The sequence below is a fragment of the Desemzia sp. AGC72 genome, assembly GCF_057334175.1.
Window position 1 is genome coordinate 104,629 of record NZ_JBHFIG010000006.1, and the last position, 16,396, is coordinate 121,024.

A 16,396-nucleotide genomic window follows, 5' to 3' on the forward strand; every position below is an offset into this window, starting at 1 on the left:
TCTCCACTAGTGATAGATAACTAGTAGAGATTGGGGTTTTAGTCATTTTTTTATACTTAATGCTTAAAAGGTCATATATGAACCTGGCCCGATTGGAAGACCAGTGAAATACCAGCCAATCAACATGATTAACCATACTACTAAGAAAGACATAGAGTAAGGAAGCATAGTCGAAATCAAAGTTCCTAACCCGCTCTTTGGCTCGTAACGTTTCATGAAGACTAATACCATTGCAAAGTAACTCATCAAAGGAGTAATAATATTGCTGGTAGAGTCAGCGATACGATAAGCTATTTGCGTCAACTCAGGTGTTAAGCCTACATTGAACAACATTGGGATGAAAATCGGGGCCATAATAGCCCATTTAGCTGAAGCTGATCCCAAGAATAAATCTAAGAAAGCTGCTAAAAGTGTAAAGGCAATAATCAGCGGAATACCAGTAAAGCCAACAGACTCTAAAAATTTCGCTCCGTTTACAGATAGAATCATTCCCAAGTTGCTATAAGAGAAATAACTGATGAATTGAGCCGCAAAGAAAGCAAGAACTATATAACCGCCCATTGAACTCATTGATTGGGTCATACCTTCAACCAAATCGTTACTGTTTTTTATTTTTCCTACCGTTTTTCCATAAACGAAACCAGGAATAACAAATAATAAGAAAATAGCAAAAATCAAACCTTGGCTTAAAAAGTTGTCCATTGTCATCAGTCCAGTGTCTTCGTTAAGAGCACGAAGCGGAGCATTTTCGGGAACAAGCATTAAACCAATAATGAAAATATATACTAGTACAGATAAACCAGCAAGTTTCAAACCCTTATGTTGAAGATCAGTCAAAGGCTCGTCGTCTGGTTTATATGAACCCTTGTATTCGCCTAATTTAGGTTCAATAACTTTCTCTGTAATAATCGTTCCGACGATTGTTAACAAGAACGTTGAAACAATCATGAAATACCAGTTTCCTGTTACAGCCATTTCATAATCGATATTGGCACTTTCTAAAGCCGCATTAGTGATACCTGTTAATAAAGCATCAGTAGGACCAATTACCAAGTTGGCTGAATAACCTCCGGAAACCCCAGCAAAAGCTGCAGCAAGACCAGCAAGCGGATGTCTTCCGGCTCCAGCAAACACGATAGCTCCTAATGGAATAATGACGACATACCCAGCATCAGAAGCAATATTGGATACAATACCTGCAAATACAACTACAGAAGTCAATAATGCTGTAGGAACAGATTTAATCAGTTTCTTCAACGCATCTCCAATCAATCCAGACCATTCTGCAACTCCAACCCCCAACATAGCTACCAGTACAGTTCCTAAAGGTGCAAAACCGGTAAAGTTCGTTGTTGCATTATTAAAGATAAAACTCAGTCCTTCACCATTAAACAAAGATACAGCTTTAGTGGTGACCTCTTCACCGAGGCGAGCGTCCATATAAGTTGCGGACAAACCTGCGCGTACTGCAATTTCTGAAATAATAATAATCATAAGTGCTAGAATAACAAATAATATTGCGGGATGAGGCAACTTGTTCCCGACGTTTTCAATTATCCCCAAAAAACCTTTAGACCTTTCTTTCATAGGTCGTTCTTTCTTACTCATTTTCTATTCCCCCATTTATATATTTCTCTTTATGACACAATTTAAAAGAGAATTAGTTATCGGTCCCATTAACCGATAATTTTTATATTACAGGAATTCAAAAGGGTGGTCAATAAACTTGCGTAAGTGATTCGTCCAATCATATATTTTGTATCTGTTAACAACATTTTTAATTATGGATTTTGAAATATCCAGAATTTTCAGATAGAACCCGACTCCAACAATTAGCTGAAACTGCTATTTGTTGGAGTCGGGTTCTATCTTAGTCTTTTTGAAACAGTGTCGGCGACTTGCCGTAATATTTTTTAAATAATTTACTGAAATAATAAGCGTCTTGGTAACCCACTAATTGAGATACTTGACGAATACTGATATCTAAGTTGTCTTCAATCATTTCTTTCGCTTTTAATAAACGCAATTGGATGAGGTAATTGATAACGGTTTCACCCTTATGTTCCTTAAAAGCTCTAGATAATGAGGTCGGGCTTGTATAAAAATAATCAGCGATTTGATTTAATGTCAGATCTTCCATGTAATGATTCTCCAAGTATTGAACGACCTCTTCTATCAAGGTCAGTTTTTCTTTTTCATCTGTAGTCAGTAATAATGAACTTTCATTTACAGGAAGAGTGGGAGCGTCTCTAAGTAAGAGGACAAAAAGTTTCAAAATCAATCCTTTTAACAATAATTCTGAACCAATTCTAAACTGTTCACGTTCCTTGAGGATCTCATTGCAGCTGTCAAAAAAGTTCTGTCGATTTTCAGATAAGCGAATGATTGGTTCTTTTATGGGGAAATAGTCCCTTGGAAAAAGATCAATCGTAAAATTGCGAATACCTATATGGATTTGTCTATTTTTCATATTGGAAGGCATATATTCATAATGGCTAACCCCAGGATTTAATAAAAGTACCGTTGGTTCTGTTAAATGAGTCGTTGTTCCTTCTATATTGTAGAAAACCTCTCCGCTGATAAGGATACTCATTTCTAAGAAATCATGATGGTGATTTTTACCGTCAAATGGACCCATGGAATCTGCATCAAAAATATAAAGAATTTCTGGATTAAATGTTTTGTCGTCAATTTTAAGCATCCCTTCACCCCCATACATTTTATTGGTATAAAATGTAAACTCATATGTATTATATGCCTTTTTTAAACAGATGACTATCCAATAAGAAAAGATTTGGATACGGTTACTTGAATTATAGACTATCTAAAAGGTGAACTCAAAAAGGATGAACATTTTTTCTTGAGGAACTTAGAGATGACCTTTATATGTTGGAGATCGTAGCTAGGCACTCCACATGTTGAAATTCAGTTGCGTGCTTCAGCTCCTCGGATAAAATCATTACCTGTTTTGAGAATAAAGAGCATTCTCTAAACAGGCAATAGATTTTTCTGTCGGAGCTGAACGAGGCACTTCACATGTTTATTATCAGCTGCGAGGCCTAGCAACTGTGCAAAAAAGATAAATTTTAGTTGGGATAGAAAGTATCCCAATCAAAATTCCCTGTCTTTGCTTTATTGCTGTCAAGGCCTCTTCGCATGTTGGAATTCAGTTGCGGTCGTTTGACTCTCGAGAAAAATCATTCTCTTTTCAAGTCAGAACAACGACCTCCACATGTTGAAATTCAGTTACGTGCCTCAGCTCCTCAGATAAAATCATTGCCTGTTTTGAGAATAAAGAGCATTCTCTAAACAGGCAATAGATTTTTCTGTCGGGGCTGAACGAGGCACTTCACATGTTAGTAATTTTATCCATTGTTTTTGTTGGTTATGTCCATTTTATGTGAGGTGGTTTTGGCTTAAGATTTGGGTAAGAGATTTATTGGGGGGAGTGGGAGTATGTCTAGTTTTCGTTGGATTTGGGAGTACATTAAACCGTACAAGTTGTATTGGTTTTGGGCGAGTTTGTGGACGGTTGTTGTGGCGTTATTAAACGTGGTAACGCCATATATTGGTGGAATGATCGTTGATGAGGTCATCAATAAGGAAAGAGGATCTTTGTTGGTACCTTTGCTGGTGATTATGATTGTTGCTACTGTATTACGTACGGTATTGCGGTACGTGTATCAAATGATGTTTGAAACGACAGGGCAGAATGTATTGTTTAAAATCAGGGAAGATCTGTACACGAAGCTGCAAGAAATGGATTTTGTCTTCTTCAATACGACTCGTGTTGGGGACATCATGGCGCGTATGACAGGCGATACGGATGCGATTCGTCATGCGGTTTCTTGGGTTTATTTTAACATTTTGGACAGTGCGGTATTGTTTATTTCAGCTATCATTTTTTTGGGCGGAATTGAGTGGCGCTTGATGTTATCTATGTTGGTGGTCACACCTTTTATAGGATTGTTGACAGTGATGCTGTCTTCTCGCGCAAATGCTGCTTATTATGAAATTCGAGAAAGTTTTTCGAGATTGAACTCCATGGTAGAAGAAAATATTGGAGGAAATAAAGTCGTTAAGGCCTTCGCCAATGAAGATTACGAGACAAAAAAATTCAATAAACGAAATGAAGATTACAGAGAGCGCAATTTATTTTCTGCTGAGATCTCAAGAACCTATTTGCCGGTTTTAGAAACTTTGGCGGGTCTACTGTCAGTCATAACTATCGGATTAGGCGGGTTCTTTGTTATCAGAGGAATCATGACAGTCGGAGAATTGGTTGCTTTTAGTGGGCTGACTTGGATGTTGAACGTACCGATGCGGAGTATAGGGATGTTTATGAACGACTCCCAACGGTTTATTACGGCAACGTATAAAATCAGACAAATGTTATCTGCTAAACCTCTGATTCCAGTGGAACAACAAAGAAGAGAAAAACGAATTCGAGGAGAAGTAGAATTTCAGCATGTTTCTTTTGCATTTGCTGATGACCCGGAGAACAAAGTATTGGAAGATATTTCTTTGAAAGCTAGTCCAGGACAAACCATTGGAATTTTAGGAGAAACCGGTTCAGGTAAATCAACATTAGTAAACTTGATTTCCAGATTTTTTGACCCTACAGAAGGGAGAGTCCTGATTGATGGGGAAGACATAAAAAATTGGAATGTACGTGAATTACGGCAAAATATTTCTATCGTCATGCAAGATGTATTTCTGTTTTCAGATACGATTCAAGAGAATATCTCTTATGGTACTCCAGAAGCTCCGATTGAAACGATTCGAGAAATGGCTAAAGTGGCTGATGCCAGTCCATTTATTGAAAAAATGCCGGAAAAATATGGCACGTATTTGGGCGAACGAGGCAGCGGACTTTCAGGTGGACAAAAGCAACGTCTGTCATTAGCTCGCGGGTTGATGAAAAATCCAGCCATTTTAATTTTAGATGACACGACTTCGGCAGTAGATATGGAAACAGAAGTGAAAATCCAAGATGCGATGAGAAAAGTCAGCAAGGAAAAAACGACTTTCATCATTGCAAACCGAATTTCTTCTGTAAAAGCTGCGGATGAAATTGTGATTTTATCTAAAGGGAGAATCGTTGAGCGAGGACGGCACAGTGAGTTGCTTCAAAAACGAGGCGCTTATTATGAGATTTATAGAGAACAACTTGGCCAATCTGAAGTAGAGGAGGCGTTGGACGATGGTACAGAATAGGTTGGAGGAAGAACAACAACTAGGAACTAAATTCAATACCGAAAACTACACAAGAATAGCTAAATATTTACTCCCATATAAAAGTTCAATAGCTAAAATTTTTGGAGTGATCATCTTTTCCAATATCGTGCTTGTTCTTGGTCCTTTATTAACAAGCATCGTTATTGATGACACTATTCCGAATCAAGATACTACACAGCTGTTGTGGATCATTATTATTTATACGCTGGCGACGATAGTGAATGGTGCTGCTATCCGTTACCGATTGTACAATATTCCTTTACTAGGACAAAATGTCTTGCGAGATATGCGTTATGATCTGTTCACTCATTTGCAGCGCTTGTCTTTTTCCTTTTACGACAGCCGACCTCACGGGAAAATTTTGACCAGAGTAGTAAATTATATCAATACTTTGAGTGATTTGTTGTCAAATGGTGTCATTAATGTATTATCTGACATACTCAGTATTGTAGTGACATTGATTTTTATGTTTTCATTAGATGTCACGCTTACTTTGTATAGTTTCATTCTGTTACCGATCTTATTTGTGATCACATTAGTGATAAAGAATAAACAACGTATCGCTTATGATGAATTAAGTGCAGAACAAGCCAACTTAAATGCGTATATCCATGAAAGTATTGCTGGAATCAAAACGACTCAATCCTATACGCGTGAAGGGATGAATTACGATATTTTTTCTCAGTTCAGCGATAATCAGCGAAAAGCTTGGATGAGAGCTGTACGGGTGCAATTCTTGCTGGGACCAATCGTTCAAAATATCGCCACTATAACAATCGCGTTTATTTACTTTGCTGGGATCAATGGATTAGGCGTAAACGTTTCGACAGGTATTTTGATTGCTTTTGTAGGCTACGTCAACAACTTTTGGAATCCGATCATTAACCTTGGTAACTTTTATAACTCCTTGGTATCTGGATCAGTTTATTTGGAACGAATATTCGAATTGATGGACATTGAACCTAGTGTCAAAGATTCTGAAAATGCTTTTGAAATGCCGCCAGTCAAAGGCGATGTAGAATTTAGAGATGTAACTTTTGGTTACAAAGAAGGGCAAACAATTTTTGAAGAGTTGAGTTTTCATGTCAAGCCTGGGGAAACAATCGCTTTAGTAGGACCTACAGGAGCCGGTAAATCAACGATCACCAACTTGATCAGTCGGTTTTACGATGTACAAAAAGGATCGATTTTGATTGATGGAATCGATATTCGCGATGTTACATTAGACTCTTTGCGCAACCAAGTGGGAGTCATGCTACAAGATACGTTCATCTTTTCAGGTACGATTTTAGAAAATATCCGGTACGGAAAATTAAATGCGACACATGAAGAGGTCGTTGAAGCCGCAAAAATCGTTCGCGCAGACGAATTTATCAGCGGGATGAAGCAAGGGTATCGTACGATCGTTCAAGAAAGAGGGAGTACCTTGTCAGCAGGTCAAAGGCAGTTGATTTCATTTGCCCGAACGCTGTTGGCTGATCCTAAAGTATTGATTCTCGACGAAGCGACTTCCAGTATCGATACTCAAACAGAAGTCCTTTTACAAGAAGGCTTGGATCGATTGTTGGAAGGTCGAACAGCTTTTATTGTCGCTCACCGCTTATCAACGATTCGAAATAGCGACCGTATCTTCTATATCGGGGACAAGAGAATTCTTGAGTCCGGCAGTCACGCGGAACTGATGCAGCAAAAAGGCTTATATTACCAACTGTACCGAACACAGTCTGAGTTATTGAAGAAAATATAAAGCTGCAGCACAAAAAAGCAACTCTATAGTGAGACTCAAAATGAGCCGAACTATAGAGTTGCTTTTTTTTACTAACAGATGAACATCATTTTTTACCTTGTTTAATCCAGTAATCAGCGATTCCGCCCATTTTAGACAAGCTCCAAATAACGATCCCCAAACCAAGTAAAGCCAGCAGTAACATCAATCTCCCGTCCTTTCTATGATTTGACGTTGTTCTAAGTATTGCTACTTACTCTTCAATTTCTGCGTCTAGCACTATAAGAGAGGAGACCTCTTGTGATCAATGCCGTTCCGATGACAAATAAAAACCAAAACAGTAAAAAACGGTACAAAGAAAGATGATCCGGCACAAAGTTATTTATAAAGAAAAGAGTCATAAGTGCTGCACCCACTATAAGATGATAAATCAGTCGTTGCTTCTTCAAACTCATATAAAAACCACCTAAAGGTTAGTTGTAAAATGTTCAATCTTTATTTCGTCTAAAGTATATCATGTAGCGAATGGATTGTAACCGCTTTTATAATCAAGTTGGTTTGCTGGGAAATTGTTTTTGAACGCTCTGACTTTTTTCGCGCTCTGACTGATTTTGTGGTAATCTAGTTAGTATGAATAATTTGAAAAGAGGCTATTTTGAATGAGTGGAAAAATTTATCAAGCAAAACATTTAGTGAAATATTATGAGTGTGATACGACAAAGAAAATGACTTTACCTATGATGGTGAATATCATGGTACATACTTCCGGAGAACAGAGTCACCTTCTAGGTGTGAGTGATGAAGTGGTAAATGAGAGAGGGCTGTCATGGATCATTCTGCAATATGAAATGAAATTTAACAGAATGCCTGGATTTGCAGAAGAAATAACGATTACTACTCAAGCGATTTCTTATAATAAACTGTTTTGTTACCGTGAATTCAAAGTCTATGGGGCTGACGGAAAAGAATGTGCAACAGCCATGACGACTTTTGCTTTAATCGATACTGAAAAACGGAAAATGGCTCGTATTCCGGATGATCTTGTAGAGCCTTATGAAGCACCTTTTGATAAAAAATTAGTTCGGACTCCTAAGCCGGAAAAAGTGGGCGAGGATGCAACTTCAACAGAATACCGTGTGCGTTTCTTGGACATAGACCGTAATCAACATGTGAATAACTCAAAATATTTTGAATGGGCCATCGATGCATTAGAATATGATTTCTTGACTCAATATGAATTCGATGCTGTAAACATCAAGTTTGAGAAAGAAGTTCATTACGGAAATATGATTTCCAGTGAATTCAGTATGAAAGAGTTGGAAGATGGTAAAGTTTTGACAGCTCATCGAATTAGAACAAATGAAACTGTCAATTGTGAACTAAGTATCGTTTGGAAGAAGCGATAAGTTGGAAAAAGCGCTTTTTGTCCTTGAATCTTCCCAATTCATTTAGTATACTTATAAAAAGTAAGTTATTAAACGAATTGTAAATAAGAAAGGATACTGATATGTTCAAGTTAAACGAAAACACAAAAATAGGCAAGGTAGTTTTAAATGTAGAAAATCTGGAAAATATGAAGAACTTTTATCAATCTTACATTGGGCTGGAGATCAAAAAGGAGAGTAGTGAGGAAGTTGCTTTTGGCGCTCATGGAGAAGATAAAGTGATTTTAGTTTTAAAATCAGTGCCTGCTTCAAGTGAAAAAGGACGTTACGCAGGCTTGTATCATTTAGCCCTTTTAGTCCCTACTAGAAAAGATTTGGGAGAAGTTCTTTACCACCTGTTATCTGTTAAATATCCAATCACAGGAGCCAGCGACCACGGTTACAGTGAAGCTATCTACCTGGATGACCCAGAAGGTAACGGAATTGAAATTTATCGCGATAAACCAGTAAGCGAGTGGGAAATCCGTGATAATGGAGATATCGCTGGAGTTACAGAACCAATGGATACTGAAGGAGTTATTGCTGAAGCTGCAGAACCATTTAAAGGTATGCCGGCAGGAACTTATATGGGACATGTCCACTTATTCGTCTCTGACTTGGAAAAAACAGAAGAGTTCTATAAAGACTTACTAGGTTTCGATTTAAAATTCAACTTCGGAGCCCAAGCAAAATTCTTTGCAGCTGGCCTGTATCATCACCAAATCGGTTCAAACGTTTGGGCTGGAACAAACATTCCTGCAACGCCTAAAGGTACTCGCGGAATGGAATTCTATACGATCGAACTGGACTCTGCGGAAGATTTCGAATCGATTAAATCAAGTTTGGACGAAAAAGGTTATGCTTACGAATTAAACAACGAAGATATGCGAATCACTTTAGATGACCCAAATGGTATTCATTTGATAATCGAAGTAGTTTAATAGGAAAGAGCGTTGATTGCACTTAATAGGCAATCAACGCTCTTTTTGGTTTATGATTCACTTGGATCTCTAGGTGTCCCTGGAGAGAATGGAATGTTTTGTTCATTGGCTGTTTGTTTTTTATCAGAAGTTTCTGCAGGTATATTATCTAAGGCAGGTCGGTCATTTTCAACTGCAGGTTTTCCTCTATAAGCTTCTGAAACTTCTCCAATATTAGAGAGAGTAGGATCGCTTTTTGATTTGATTGGAGAGCGATTCAAGTCAGTGCCTTTTTCCTTTCTTGTCGCTTCCTTTTCGACCAGAATAACGTAGCCGCCGTTTTTAACGGTTTTATTGTAATGTTCAGTTGTGTATTTGTCCAATTCATATGCGGCAAGAGGATTGGTTTCATCCCCGTAATTGAAGAAGTCAGGGTGTCCTTTAGCAACTCCTTTTTTATCCGCTACCGGGTCCACATTTGCTACAGTCAGAGATTCTAAAGCACCTTTATTAGCGCTCTTTGTTACGACAACGAGATCCGATGAAGTGTAGCCATCTGTCAGCAAGTGTTCTATTTCAGCAGCAGCTTCTTCTACAGACATATATCCACCTATTACTTTTTTGACCATCGAATGAATTCCTCCTTTGATTAGCTTTGTTTCAAATTCATACTAACAAATTATGTAAGCGAACCCAAATGATTAGTTTGTGTCAGAAATGACATTTAGAAAAAGATATTTTCAAGAATGCTTATACTTCTAGGTGAAATCCTGTTATACTTGAAAAAAATGGACGACGAAAGAGGCTATTATGAACAAACAAAACAGTTTCAAAGATTTTGCAGTCAGCGATGAAATCGTAGAAGCGTTAACGGATCTGCGTTATTTTCATCCTACTTCAGTACAAGAAGAAGTTATCCCTGTAGCATTAAAAAATGAAGATATTATCGTAGAGGCTCAAACTGGAAGCGGAAAAACAGTCAGCTACGGTGTGCCGTTAGTCGAAAAAGTGGAATGGGCTGAAAATAAACCCCAAGCATTAGTGTTAACACCGACACGTGAGTTGGCTATGCAAGTAAAAGAAGATTTGACCAATATTGGGCGTTTCAAGCGTGTGAAAGCAGCAGCCATATTTGGGAAAGCTTCTTTCAAAAAGCAGCAACTTGAATTAAAGCAAAAAAATCATATTGTAGTCGGCACTCCAGGTCGATTGTTGGATCATTTGCAAAAAGGAACAATAAATGTAGATAAAGTGCGCTATTTAGTCTTGGATGAAGCAGATGAAATGTTGAATATGGGCTTTATTGAACAAGTGGAAGCTATTATTGAATACATTCCTAAAGATCGCCAGACTTTATTATTCTCTGCTACGATGCCAAAAGAAGTTGCTAGATTAGCTGCTTTTTATATGAAAGAGGAAACTACCTCAATCAAAATCGAAGCTAGTGAAACCAACAAATCAACGATCCATCAATCATTTGTTAAAGTGCAAGAAGAAGACAAAGAACGCCAACTGTTGAATTTATTGACTGTCGAAAATCCAGATAACTGTATGATTTTCTGCAACACGCAAGTAGCGGTTAACGAGGTCTATGCTTACTTGAACAAAGCTGGATTACCGATTGACAAACTTCATGGCGGGATGTATCAAGATGATCGATTTGAAGTTATGAAAGAATTCAAAGAAGGTCGTTTCCGTTATTTAGTCGCTACAGATGTAGCAGCCAGAGGAATCGACGTGGATAACGTGACACACGTAATCAATTATGATGTGCCAGTTGAAAAAGAAAGCTTTATTCACCGCACAGGTCGTACAGGCCGTGCAGGTAAAGCGGGATTAGCATTGACGATGGTAACACCAAAAGAAATGAGCTGGTGGAGAGAAATACGTGAGTATGCGCAGCAAGAGTTCGAAGAAGTTCCATTGCCGAATGCTCGTTTAGTTCAACGTCACCAAAATGCATTTGATGAGAAAATTTCTAAACGCCCACCTTTAAAGCGTCCGCGTGAAAAAGACCTGAATAAAAATATTACTAAAGTCTATTTCAATGGCGGGAAAAAGAAGAAATTACGTGCAGTTGATTTCGTAGGAACGATTGCTAAAATTCCTGGAATCAATGCAGAAGACATTGGAATTATCACTATTCAAGAAAGCTCGACTTATGTAGAAATCTTGAATGGTAAAGGACAACATGTCATCGATGCAATGAAAGATCGCACAATTAAAGGAAAACAACTTAAAGTCTACAAAGCTAAAAAATAAAGAGAACGGAACAAAGCGCTCAGACCTACTGGCTATAAGAAGGAATAGCGCCGTTGATGCTTTTTATCAATCGGGCTATTTCAGCCTATAGACACGAAGTCTGCTTTGTGCAGCTCGTCTAAAAAAACAGACAATTGTTTACACAAAAAGATGAAGCAGAACGATAGGAACAAACTATCATTCTGTTTCATTTTTTTATTTTAAGACAAAAAAAGATTGGAACAGAAACTGTCCCAATCTGAAAATCGTATAAATTATTTTGCGTAAAGTTCTGCGATTTGTTTTTGAACTGTTTCATTTTCCAAGAAATCATCGTAAGTTGTTTCTGCACGGTCAACAACTCCATTTGGCGTAACCTCGATAATGCGGTTAGCGATGGTTTGGATGAATTGGTGGTCATGAGAACTGAACAATAATGAGCCTTTGAAAGCTATCAATCCATTATTCAAAGCCGTAATCGATTCTAAGTCTAAGTGATTTGTAGGATCGTCCATTACTAATACATTGGCTTTGCTTAACATCATTTTAGACAACATACAGCGAACTTTTTCTCCCCCGGAAAGGACAGAAACTTCTTTCAATACTTCTTCTCCAGAGAATAACATACGACCTAAGAAACTACGTAAGAAAGTATTGTCGCTTTCTTCTTTAGAAGCGTATTGACGCAGCCAATCCACAATAGTTAATTTACTATCTGAAAATTCAGCCGTAGTATCTTTTGGCAGATAAGCTTGAGAAGTAGTTACTCCCCACTTAATAGTACCAGAATCTGGTTCCATTTCTCCCATAATGATTTTGAAGAGAGTAGTAAGAGCAATATCGCTTTCTCCAGTGAAAGCTACTTTGTCGTCTTTGTTCAAGCTAAAGCTGATATTGTCTAAGATTTGTTTACCGTCAATGGTTTTAGAAATGTTTTCCACACGCAACAAATCGTTTCCAATTTCACGTTCAGGTTCGAAACCAACAAATGGATAACGACGAGTAGAAGGTTGAATATCATCCAAAGTGATTTTTTCCAGTGTTTTCTTACGAGAAGTCGCTTGTTTCGATTTAGATGCATTAGCACTAAATCGAGCAATAAATTCTTGTAGTTCTTTCACTTTTTCTTCTTTTTTCGAATTTTGGTCAGCTTGTAATTTGGCAGCTAATTGGCTAGATTCTAACCAGAAATCATAGTTTCCAACATACAATTTGATTTTACCAAAGTCTACGTCACACATGTGCGTACAAACTTTATTTAAGAAGTGACGGTCATGAGAAACTACGATGACTGTATTTTGGAAATTGATCAAAAATTCTTCTAACCATTCGATAGACTTTTTGTCTAAACCGTTAGTAGGCTCATCCAATAATAGAGCATCCGGTTTGCCAAATAGAGCTTGAGCTAAAAGGACTTTTACTTTTTGTCCACCAGATAATTCACTCATTTTTTGATAGTGCAAGTCTTCAGAAATTCCTAAACCTTGAAGCAAAGTTGCTGCTTCTGGTTCAGCTTCCCAACCATCTAATTCTGCAAATTCACCTTCAAGTTCAGCAACTTTAATACCGTCCTCGTCAGAAAAATCTTCTTTCATATAAATAGTGTTTTTCTCTTGCATAATGTCATATAAGCGTTTATGTCCCATAATAACAGTGTCTAAAACTGTTTGATCTTCATAGTCATAGTGATTTTGTTTTAAAGTTGCCATACGTTCATCAGTAGCCATTGAAACATTACCGGTAGATGGGGAAATTTCGCCAGACAAAATCTTCAAAAATGTTGATTTTCCAGCACCATTTGCTCCAATCAATCCATAACAGTTCCCTGGTTTAAATTGCAAATTCACTTCGTCAAACAATTTACGATCAGGAAATTGCAAACTTACATCAGATACAGTGATCATTAATTAATTACCTCTATTCTTTGTATTATCTGCATCATTTTAGCATACTAATAGGTAGAAAGCGATAGTATTGTTGGTTTTCTCATATTAAGAGGTAACAATTTGTTCAAACAAAGTAGCTTTTAGTTGACAGTAAAATTACGTTAGATTATACTTATTATAAAGTAATAGATAATACAAAAAGTATGAGGAGGAATTTTTCATGGCAACTCAAGAAGTACAAAAGTATTTGAATAATACAGTCGCAACTTTAGGTGTTTTTTACACGAAACTGCATCAACATCACTGGTATGTAAAAGGTTCGCATTTTTTCACGCTGCACGAAAAATTTGAAGAATTATACGATGATGTAAATGAGACGTTTGATGAAGTAGCTGAGCGCTTAATTACAATTGGTGGAAAACCTTACTCTACATTAAAAGAATTTCTAGATCATTCTATTATAGAAGAAACTCCGTATACAACAGAAAAATCTGGTGAAGATATGGTCGCGGAAGTGGTAGCAGATTTAAGAATCTTAGCAGATAACTTGTCAAAAGGTATCGAATTGACAGGGGATGCCGGCGACGACGTCACTCAAGACTTGTTGATCGGTTACAAAACGGATGTAGACAAACATATTTGGATGTTCCAAGCATTCCTTGGAAAAAGCCCAATAGAATAAATTAAATAGATATTGAGTTGAGAGACGGAAGAAATCTTCCGTCTCTTTTTTTGTATAAATGGACTTGGATGTTGTACGCTGTTTATGTGAATAGTATTTTGCTGCGTCCTCACTCACAAGAATCGGTTCAAAAGACCCTGAAATGTGAGTAAGGACCAAACAAGCACCCTAGCAAGAGTGATTTCTTTTCTAATAATCAGAAAAATGACATAATAGATAAGTGAAAAGGAATAAAAGGGGGAACAAAAATGAAAGAAAAAGGAATATGGTTATTAAACGACATCAAGCCGGAACACTTAGAAAAGCTGAAAGAATTAGCTCCAGATCATGAACTTGTAAATAGCGATAGTGATTTTCCGGTAGAGAATATAGAAATTGTTTATGGATGGGATAAAACGAAAACCAAAGAAGCCCATTTGCTTGAAACAGAGGGCAATTTGAAATGGATTCAAGTATCTTCAGCAGGTGTAGATTATATGGATCTGGATACATTAAAAGAACGGTCTATTATGTTGACAAATGCTAGCGGGATCCACAGTGTTCCAATCGCCGAATCGGTTATCGGTATGTTGTTGGCATACTGCAGAAAAATTCAGCAAGCAGTTGTGGATCAATCCCAACACCATTGGAGAGAAAATCAGCGGCTTGTTGAGTTATCTGGAAAGACGATTATGATTGTGGGGACTGGCAATATTGGAAAAGAACTAGGAAGATTGTCAAAAGCTTTTAATATGAAGACTATCGGAATTAACCGCAGTGGGCGGGAAGTAGAGTGTATGGACCATATTTACCGACAACCGGATATGGTCGATCACTTAGAAAAAGCAGACATTGTCGTGAATATTTTACCTTTAACTCCAGAGACAAAAAACTTTTTTGATCAAAGAATGTTTGCTGAAATGAAGGAAGGCACTTTGTTCATCAATGTAGGAAGAGGACCGACAGTGAATACAGAAGACTTGATCCAAGCTTTAGACGATGGAAAAGTTGTTTTTGCCGGGTTGGACGTTTTTGAAACGGAGCCACTCCCAGAAGACAGCCCATTATGGGATAGGACCGACGTTCTGATCACTCCCCATATTTCAGGAAATGCGGAGCATTACAATACAAGGTTATTCAATATTTTTGAAGAAAATGTACGAGCTTTTGTTGATGGAAAAGAACTGCCGCGTAATTTAGTGGATTACGATAAAAGTTATTAAAAAATAGACCATCAGACATAAGTGGATATGCCTGATGGTTTATTTTTTTAGTGAACAGGTCTTTTCGTAGATCCTCTTTGGATCAATTTGAAATCTAAGGGCTGTACTTCTTGCTCCTTGTTGACCAATCGTTGATAAATCAGGCGGAAAGCATTCTCGGCTTGCAGATCAACTGGATAATGGATAGTGGTGATGTCCAGCATTTCAGATAAGAATATATTGTCAAAGCCGATAATCGAATAATCTTCTCCAGCTATGTACCCTAAGTGCATCGCTTCAGCGACGAAACCAGCAGCTACTGAATCAGAGGCGCACATAAAAGCGTCGGGCTTTTCTGATTGCTGATGAAACCACCGTGCGGCTTGAGCCCCATCTTTGGTACCGGCAAGATTGATAAATAATGAAGGATCATGAGAAGGCAAATCGTACTTTTGAGCGAATTCTTTAAAAGTCTTGATTCTTATTTGGGTGTTTAATCCTGATTCGTTACTGTATAAATTGATGATCTTTCGGCATCCGTTATAATATAAATGTTCCAAACCTAATAAATAGCCGCTGGATTGATCCATGTAAACAGAAGGGATAATATCAGAATCCACTCTGTTTAGAGTAACGATGGGGCCATACTTCTCATATTTCTCGATAATATCCCATTCGTTTGTTCGATAAAGCAAAAAGATACCATCTAGTTGTTTGCTTTTCAACATTTCTAAAGCATCCAATTCTTTTTGTTTATTTTGATTGGTAATGAAGATCGTGACATTATACCCTTCTTTTTGTGCTTCCATTGTAAAACTTCTTAATAAAACAGAAGCTGTATCAAAAAAGTCGGTCGAGATGATGCCCAAGGTTTTAGTAGAGCCTTTTTTCAATGAAACGGCTTGGCTGTTGGGGACATAATCGAGTTCTTGAATAGCTTGTTTCACTTTATCTTTAGTGGATTTGCTGACGTAACCATTTTTATTGATCACTCTAGATACAGTAGCGGAAGATACATTTGCCAAATGAGCAATATCTTGAATAGTCGTCATGTCTTGTTTGCTTCCTTTCATTTGACTCATGGTTTATAAGGTAAAA

13 protein-coding genes are annotated in these 16,396 nt (G+C 37.5%); 7 read left to right on the forward strand and 6 right to left on the reverse strand.

Annotated elements, in window-relative coordinates; translation table 11 throughout:
* Nucleotides 1–63: 63 nt before the first annotated feature.
* Entirely contained in the window at nt 64–1,608 is a 1,545-nt protein-coding gene (locus ACE025_RS03935; RefSeq protein WP_485937675.1) for an AbgT family transporter, read from the reverse strand.
* A gap of 262 nt (nt 1,609–1,870) precedes the next feature.
* The gene (locus ACE025_RS03940; protein ID WP_485937677.1) at nt 1,871–2,701 is read right to left on the reverse strand and encodes an AraC family transcriptional regulator; all 831 of its coding nucleotides are present in this window, start codon (nt 2,699–2,701) and stop codon (nt 1,871–1,873) included.
* A gap of 755 nt (nt 2,702–3,456) precedes the next feature.
* On the opposite strand from ACE025_RS03940, the gene ACE025_RS03945 reads away from it, so the two are divergent.
* Complete coding sequence (locus tag ACE025_RS03945; RefSeq protein WP_485937679.1) at nt 3,457–5,217, forward strand: ABC transporter ATP-binding protein; 1,761 nt, start codon at nt 3,457–3,459, stop codon at nt 5,215–5,217.
* Nucleotides 5,204–6,985, forward strand: coding sequence for an ABC transporter ATP-binding protein (locus ACE025_RS03950; protein ID WP_485937681.1), 1,782 nt, complete (start codon nt 5,204–5,206; stop codon nt 6,983–6,985). The genes ACE025_RS03945 and ACE025_RS03950 overlap by 14 nt, the downstream gene beginning before the upstream one ends.
* Nucleotides 6,986–7,224: 239 nt before the next feature.
* On the opposite strand, the gene ACE025_RS03955 is transcribed toward ACE025_RS03950, so the two are convergent.
* Complete coding sequence (locus ACE025_RS03955) at nt 7,225–7,419, reverse strand: hypothetical protein (protein ID WP_485937683.1); 195 nt, start codon at nt 7,417–7,419, stop codon at nt 7,225–7,227.
* Nucleotides 7,420–7,623: 204 nt separating this feature from the next.
* Between ACE025_RS03955 and ACE025_RS03960 the strand changes: the two genes are divergently transcribed.
* Together ACE025_RS03960 and ACE025_RS03965 are read left to right on the forward strand one after the other, a co-directional pair.
* Entirely contained in the window at nt 7,624–8,370 is a 747-nt protein-coding gene (locus tag ACE025_RS03960) for an acyl-[acyl-carrier-protein] thioesterase (protein ID WP_485937685.1), read from the forward strand.
* A gap of 101 nt (nt 8,371–8,471) precedes the next feature.
* On the forward strand, nt 8,472–9,329 hold the full coding sequence (locus tag ACE025_RS03965; protein ID WP_485937687.1) for a VOC family protein: 858 nt from the start codon (nt 8,472–8,474) through the stop codon (nt 9,327–9,329).
* A gap of 50 nt (nt 9,330–9,379) precedes the next feature.
* On the opposite strand, the gene ACE025_RS03970 is transcribed toward ACE025_RS03965, so the two are convergent.
* Complete coding sequence (locus ACE025_RS03970) at nt 9,380–9,937, reverse strand: hypothetical protein (protein WP_485937689.1); 558 nt, start codon at nt 9,935–9,937, stop codon at nt 9,380–9,382.
* A 181-nt stretch (nt 9,938–10,118) separates the two neighbouring features.
* On the opposite strand from ACE025_RS03970, the gene ACE025_RS03975 reads away from it, so the two are divergent.
* A complete protein-coding gene (locus ACE025_RS03975) occupies nt 10,119–11,570 on the forward strand; it encodes a DEAD/DEAH box helicase (RefSeq protein WP_485937691.1) in 1,452 nt (483 codons plus the stop codon).
* A 254-nt stretch (nt 11,571–11,824) separates the two neighbouring features.
* Here ACE025_RS03975 and ACE025_RS03980 read toward each other — a convergent pair whose 3' ends face one another.
* On the reverse strand, nt 11,825–13,453 hold the full coding sequence (locus tag ACE025_RS03980) for an ABC-F family ATP-binding cassette domain-containing protein (protein ID WP_485937693.1): 1,629 nt from the start codon (nt 13,451–13,453) through the stop codon (nt 11,825–11,827).
* Nucleotides 13,454–13,655: 202 nt separating this feature from the next.
* Here ACE025_RS03980 and ACE025_RS03985 point away from each other — a divergent pair, with 202 nt between their 5' ends.
* Both ACE025_RS03985 and ACE025_RS03990 read left to right on the forward strand, forming a co-directional pair.
* Nucleotides 13,656–14,117, forward strand: coding sequence for a Dps family protein (locus ACE025_RS03985; RefSeq protein ID WP_485937695.1), 462 nt, complete (start codon nt 13,656–13,658; stop codon nt 14,115–14,117).
* Nucleotides 14,118–14,365: 248 nt separating this feature from the next.
* A complete protein-coding gene (locus tag ACE025_RS03990) occupies nt 14,366–15,319 on the forward strand; it encodes a phosphoglycerate dehydrogenase (RefSeq protein ID WP_485937697.1) in 954 nt (317 codons plus the stop codon).
* A gap of 47 nt (nt 15,320–15,366) precedes the next feature.
* Here the strand turns inward: ACE025_RS03990 and ACE025_RS03995 are convergent, their stop codons facing one another.
* Nucleotides 15,367–16,380, reverse strand: a complete 1,014-nt coding sequence (locus ACE025_RS03995; protein ID WP_485937699.1) for a LacI family DNA-binding transcriptional regulator — start codon at nt 16,378–16,380, stop codon at nt 15,367–15,369.
* Nucleotides 16,381–16,396: the final 16 nt, after the last annotated feature.

What these genes read in the sequence shown, in the direction of transcription:
- ACE025_RS03935 (WP_485937675.1), bottom strand. Translation starts at nt 1,608, where the DNA reads ATGAGTAAGAAAGAACGACCTATGAAAGAAAGGTCTAAAGGTTTTTTG.
- ACE025_RS03940 (WP_485937677.1), bottom strand. Translation starts at nt 2,701, where the DNA reads ATGCTTAAAATTGACGACAAAACATTTAATCCAGAAATTCTTTATATT.
- ACE025_RS03945 (WP_485937679.1), top strand. Translation starts at nt 3,457, where the DNA reads ATGTCTAGTTTTCGTTGGATTTGGGAGTACATTAAACCGTACAAGTTG.
- ACE025_RS03950 (WP_485937681.1), top strand. Translation starts at nt 5,204, where the DNA reads ATGGTACAGAATAGGTTGGAGGAAGAACAACAACTAGGAACTAAATTC.
- ACE025_RS03955 (WP_485937683.1), bottom strand. Translation starts at nt 7,419, where the DNA reads ATGAGTTTGAAGAAGCAACGACTGATTTATCATCTTATAGTGGGTGCA.
- ACE025_RS03960 (WP_485937685.1), top strand. Translation starts at nt 7,624, where the DNA reads ATGAGTGGAAAAATTTATCAAGCAAAACATTTAGTGAAATATTATGAG.
- ACE025_RS03965 (WP_485937687.1), top strand. Translation starts at nt 8,472, where the DNA reads ATGTTCAAGTTAAACGAAAACACAAAAATAGGCAAGGTAGTTTTAAAT.
- ACE025_RS03970 (WP_485937689.1), bottom strand. Translation starts at nt 9,937, where the DNA reads ATGGTCAAAAAAGTAATAGGTGGATATATGTCTGTAGAAGAAGCTGCT.
- ACE025_RS03975 (WP_485937691.1), top strand. Translation starts at nt 10,119, where the DNA reads ATGAACAAACAAAACAGTTTCAAAGATTTTGCAGTCAGCGATGAAATC.
- ACE025_RS03980 (WP_485937693.1), bottom strand. Translation starts at nt 13,453, where the DNA reads ATGATCACTGTATCTGATGTAAGTTTGCAATTTCCTGATCGTAAATTG.
- ACE025_RS03985 (WP_485937695.1), top strand. Translation starts at nt 13,656, where the DNA reads ATGGCAACTCAAGAAGTACAAAAGTATTTGAATAATACAGTCGCAACT.
- ACE025_RS03990 (WP_485937697.1), top strand. Translation starts at nt 14,366, where the DNA reads ATGAAAGAAAAAGGAATATGGTTATTAAACGACATCAAGCCGGAACAC.
- ACE025_RS03995 (WP_485937699.1), bottom strand. Translation starts at nt 16,380, where the DNA reads ATGAGTCAAATGAAAGGAAGCAAACAAGACATGACGACTATTCAAGAT.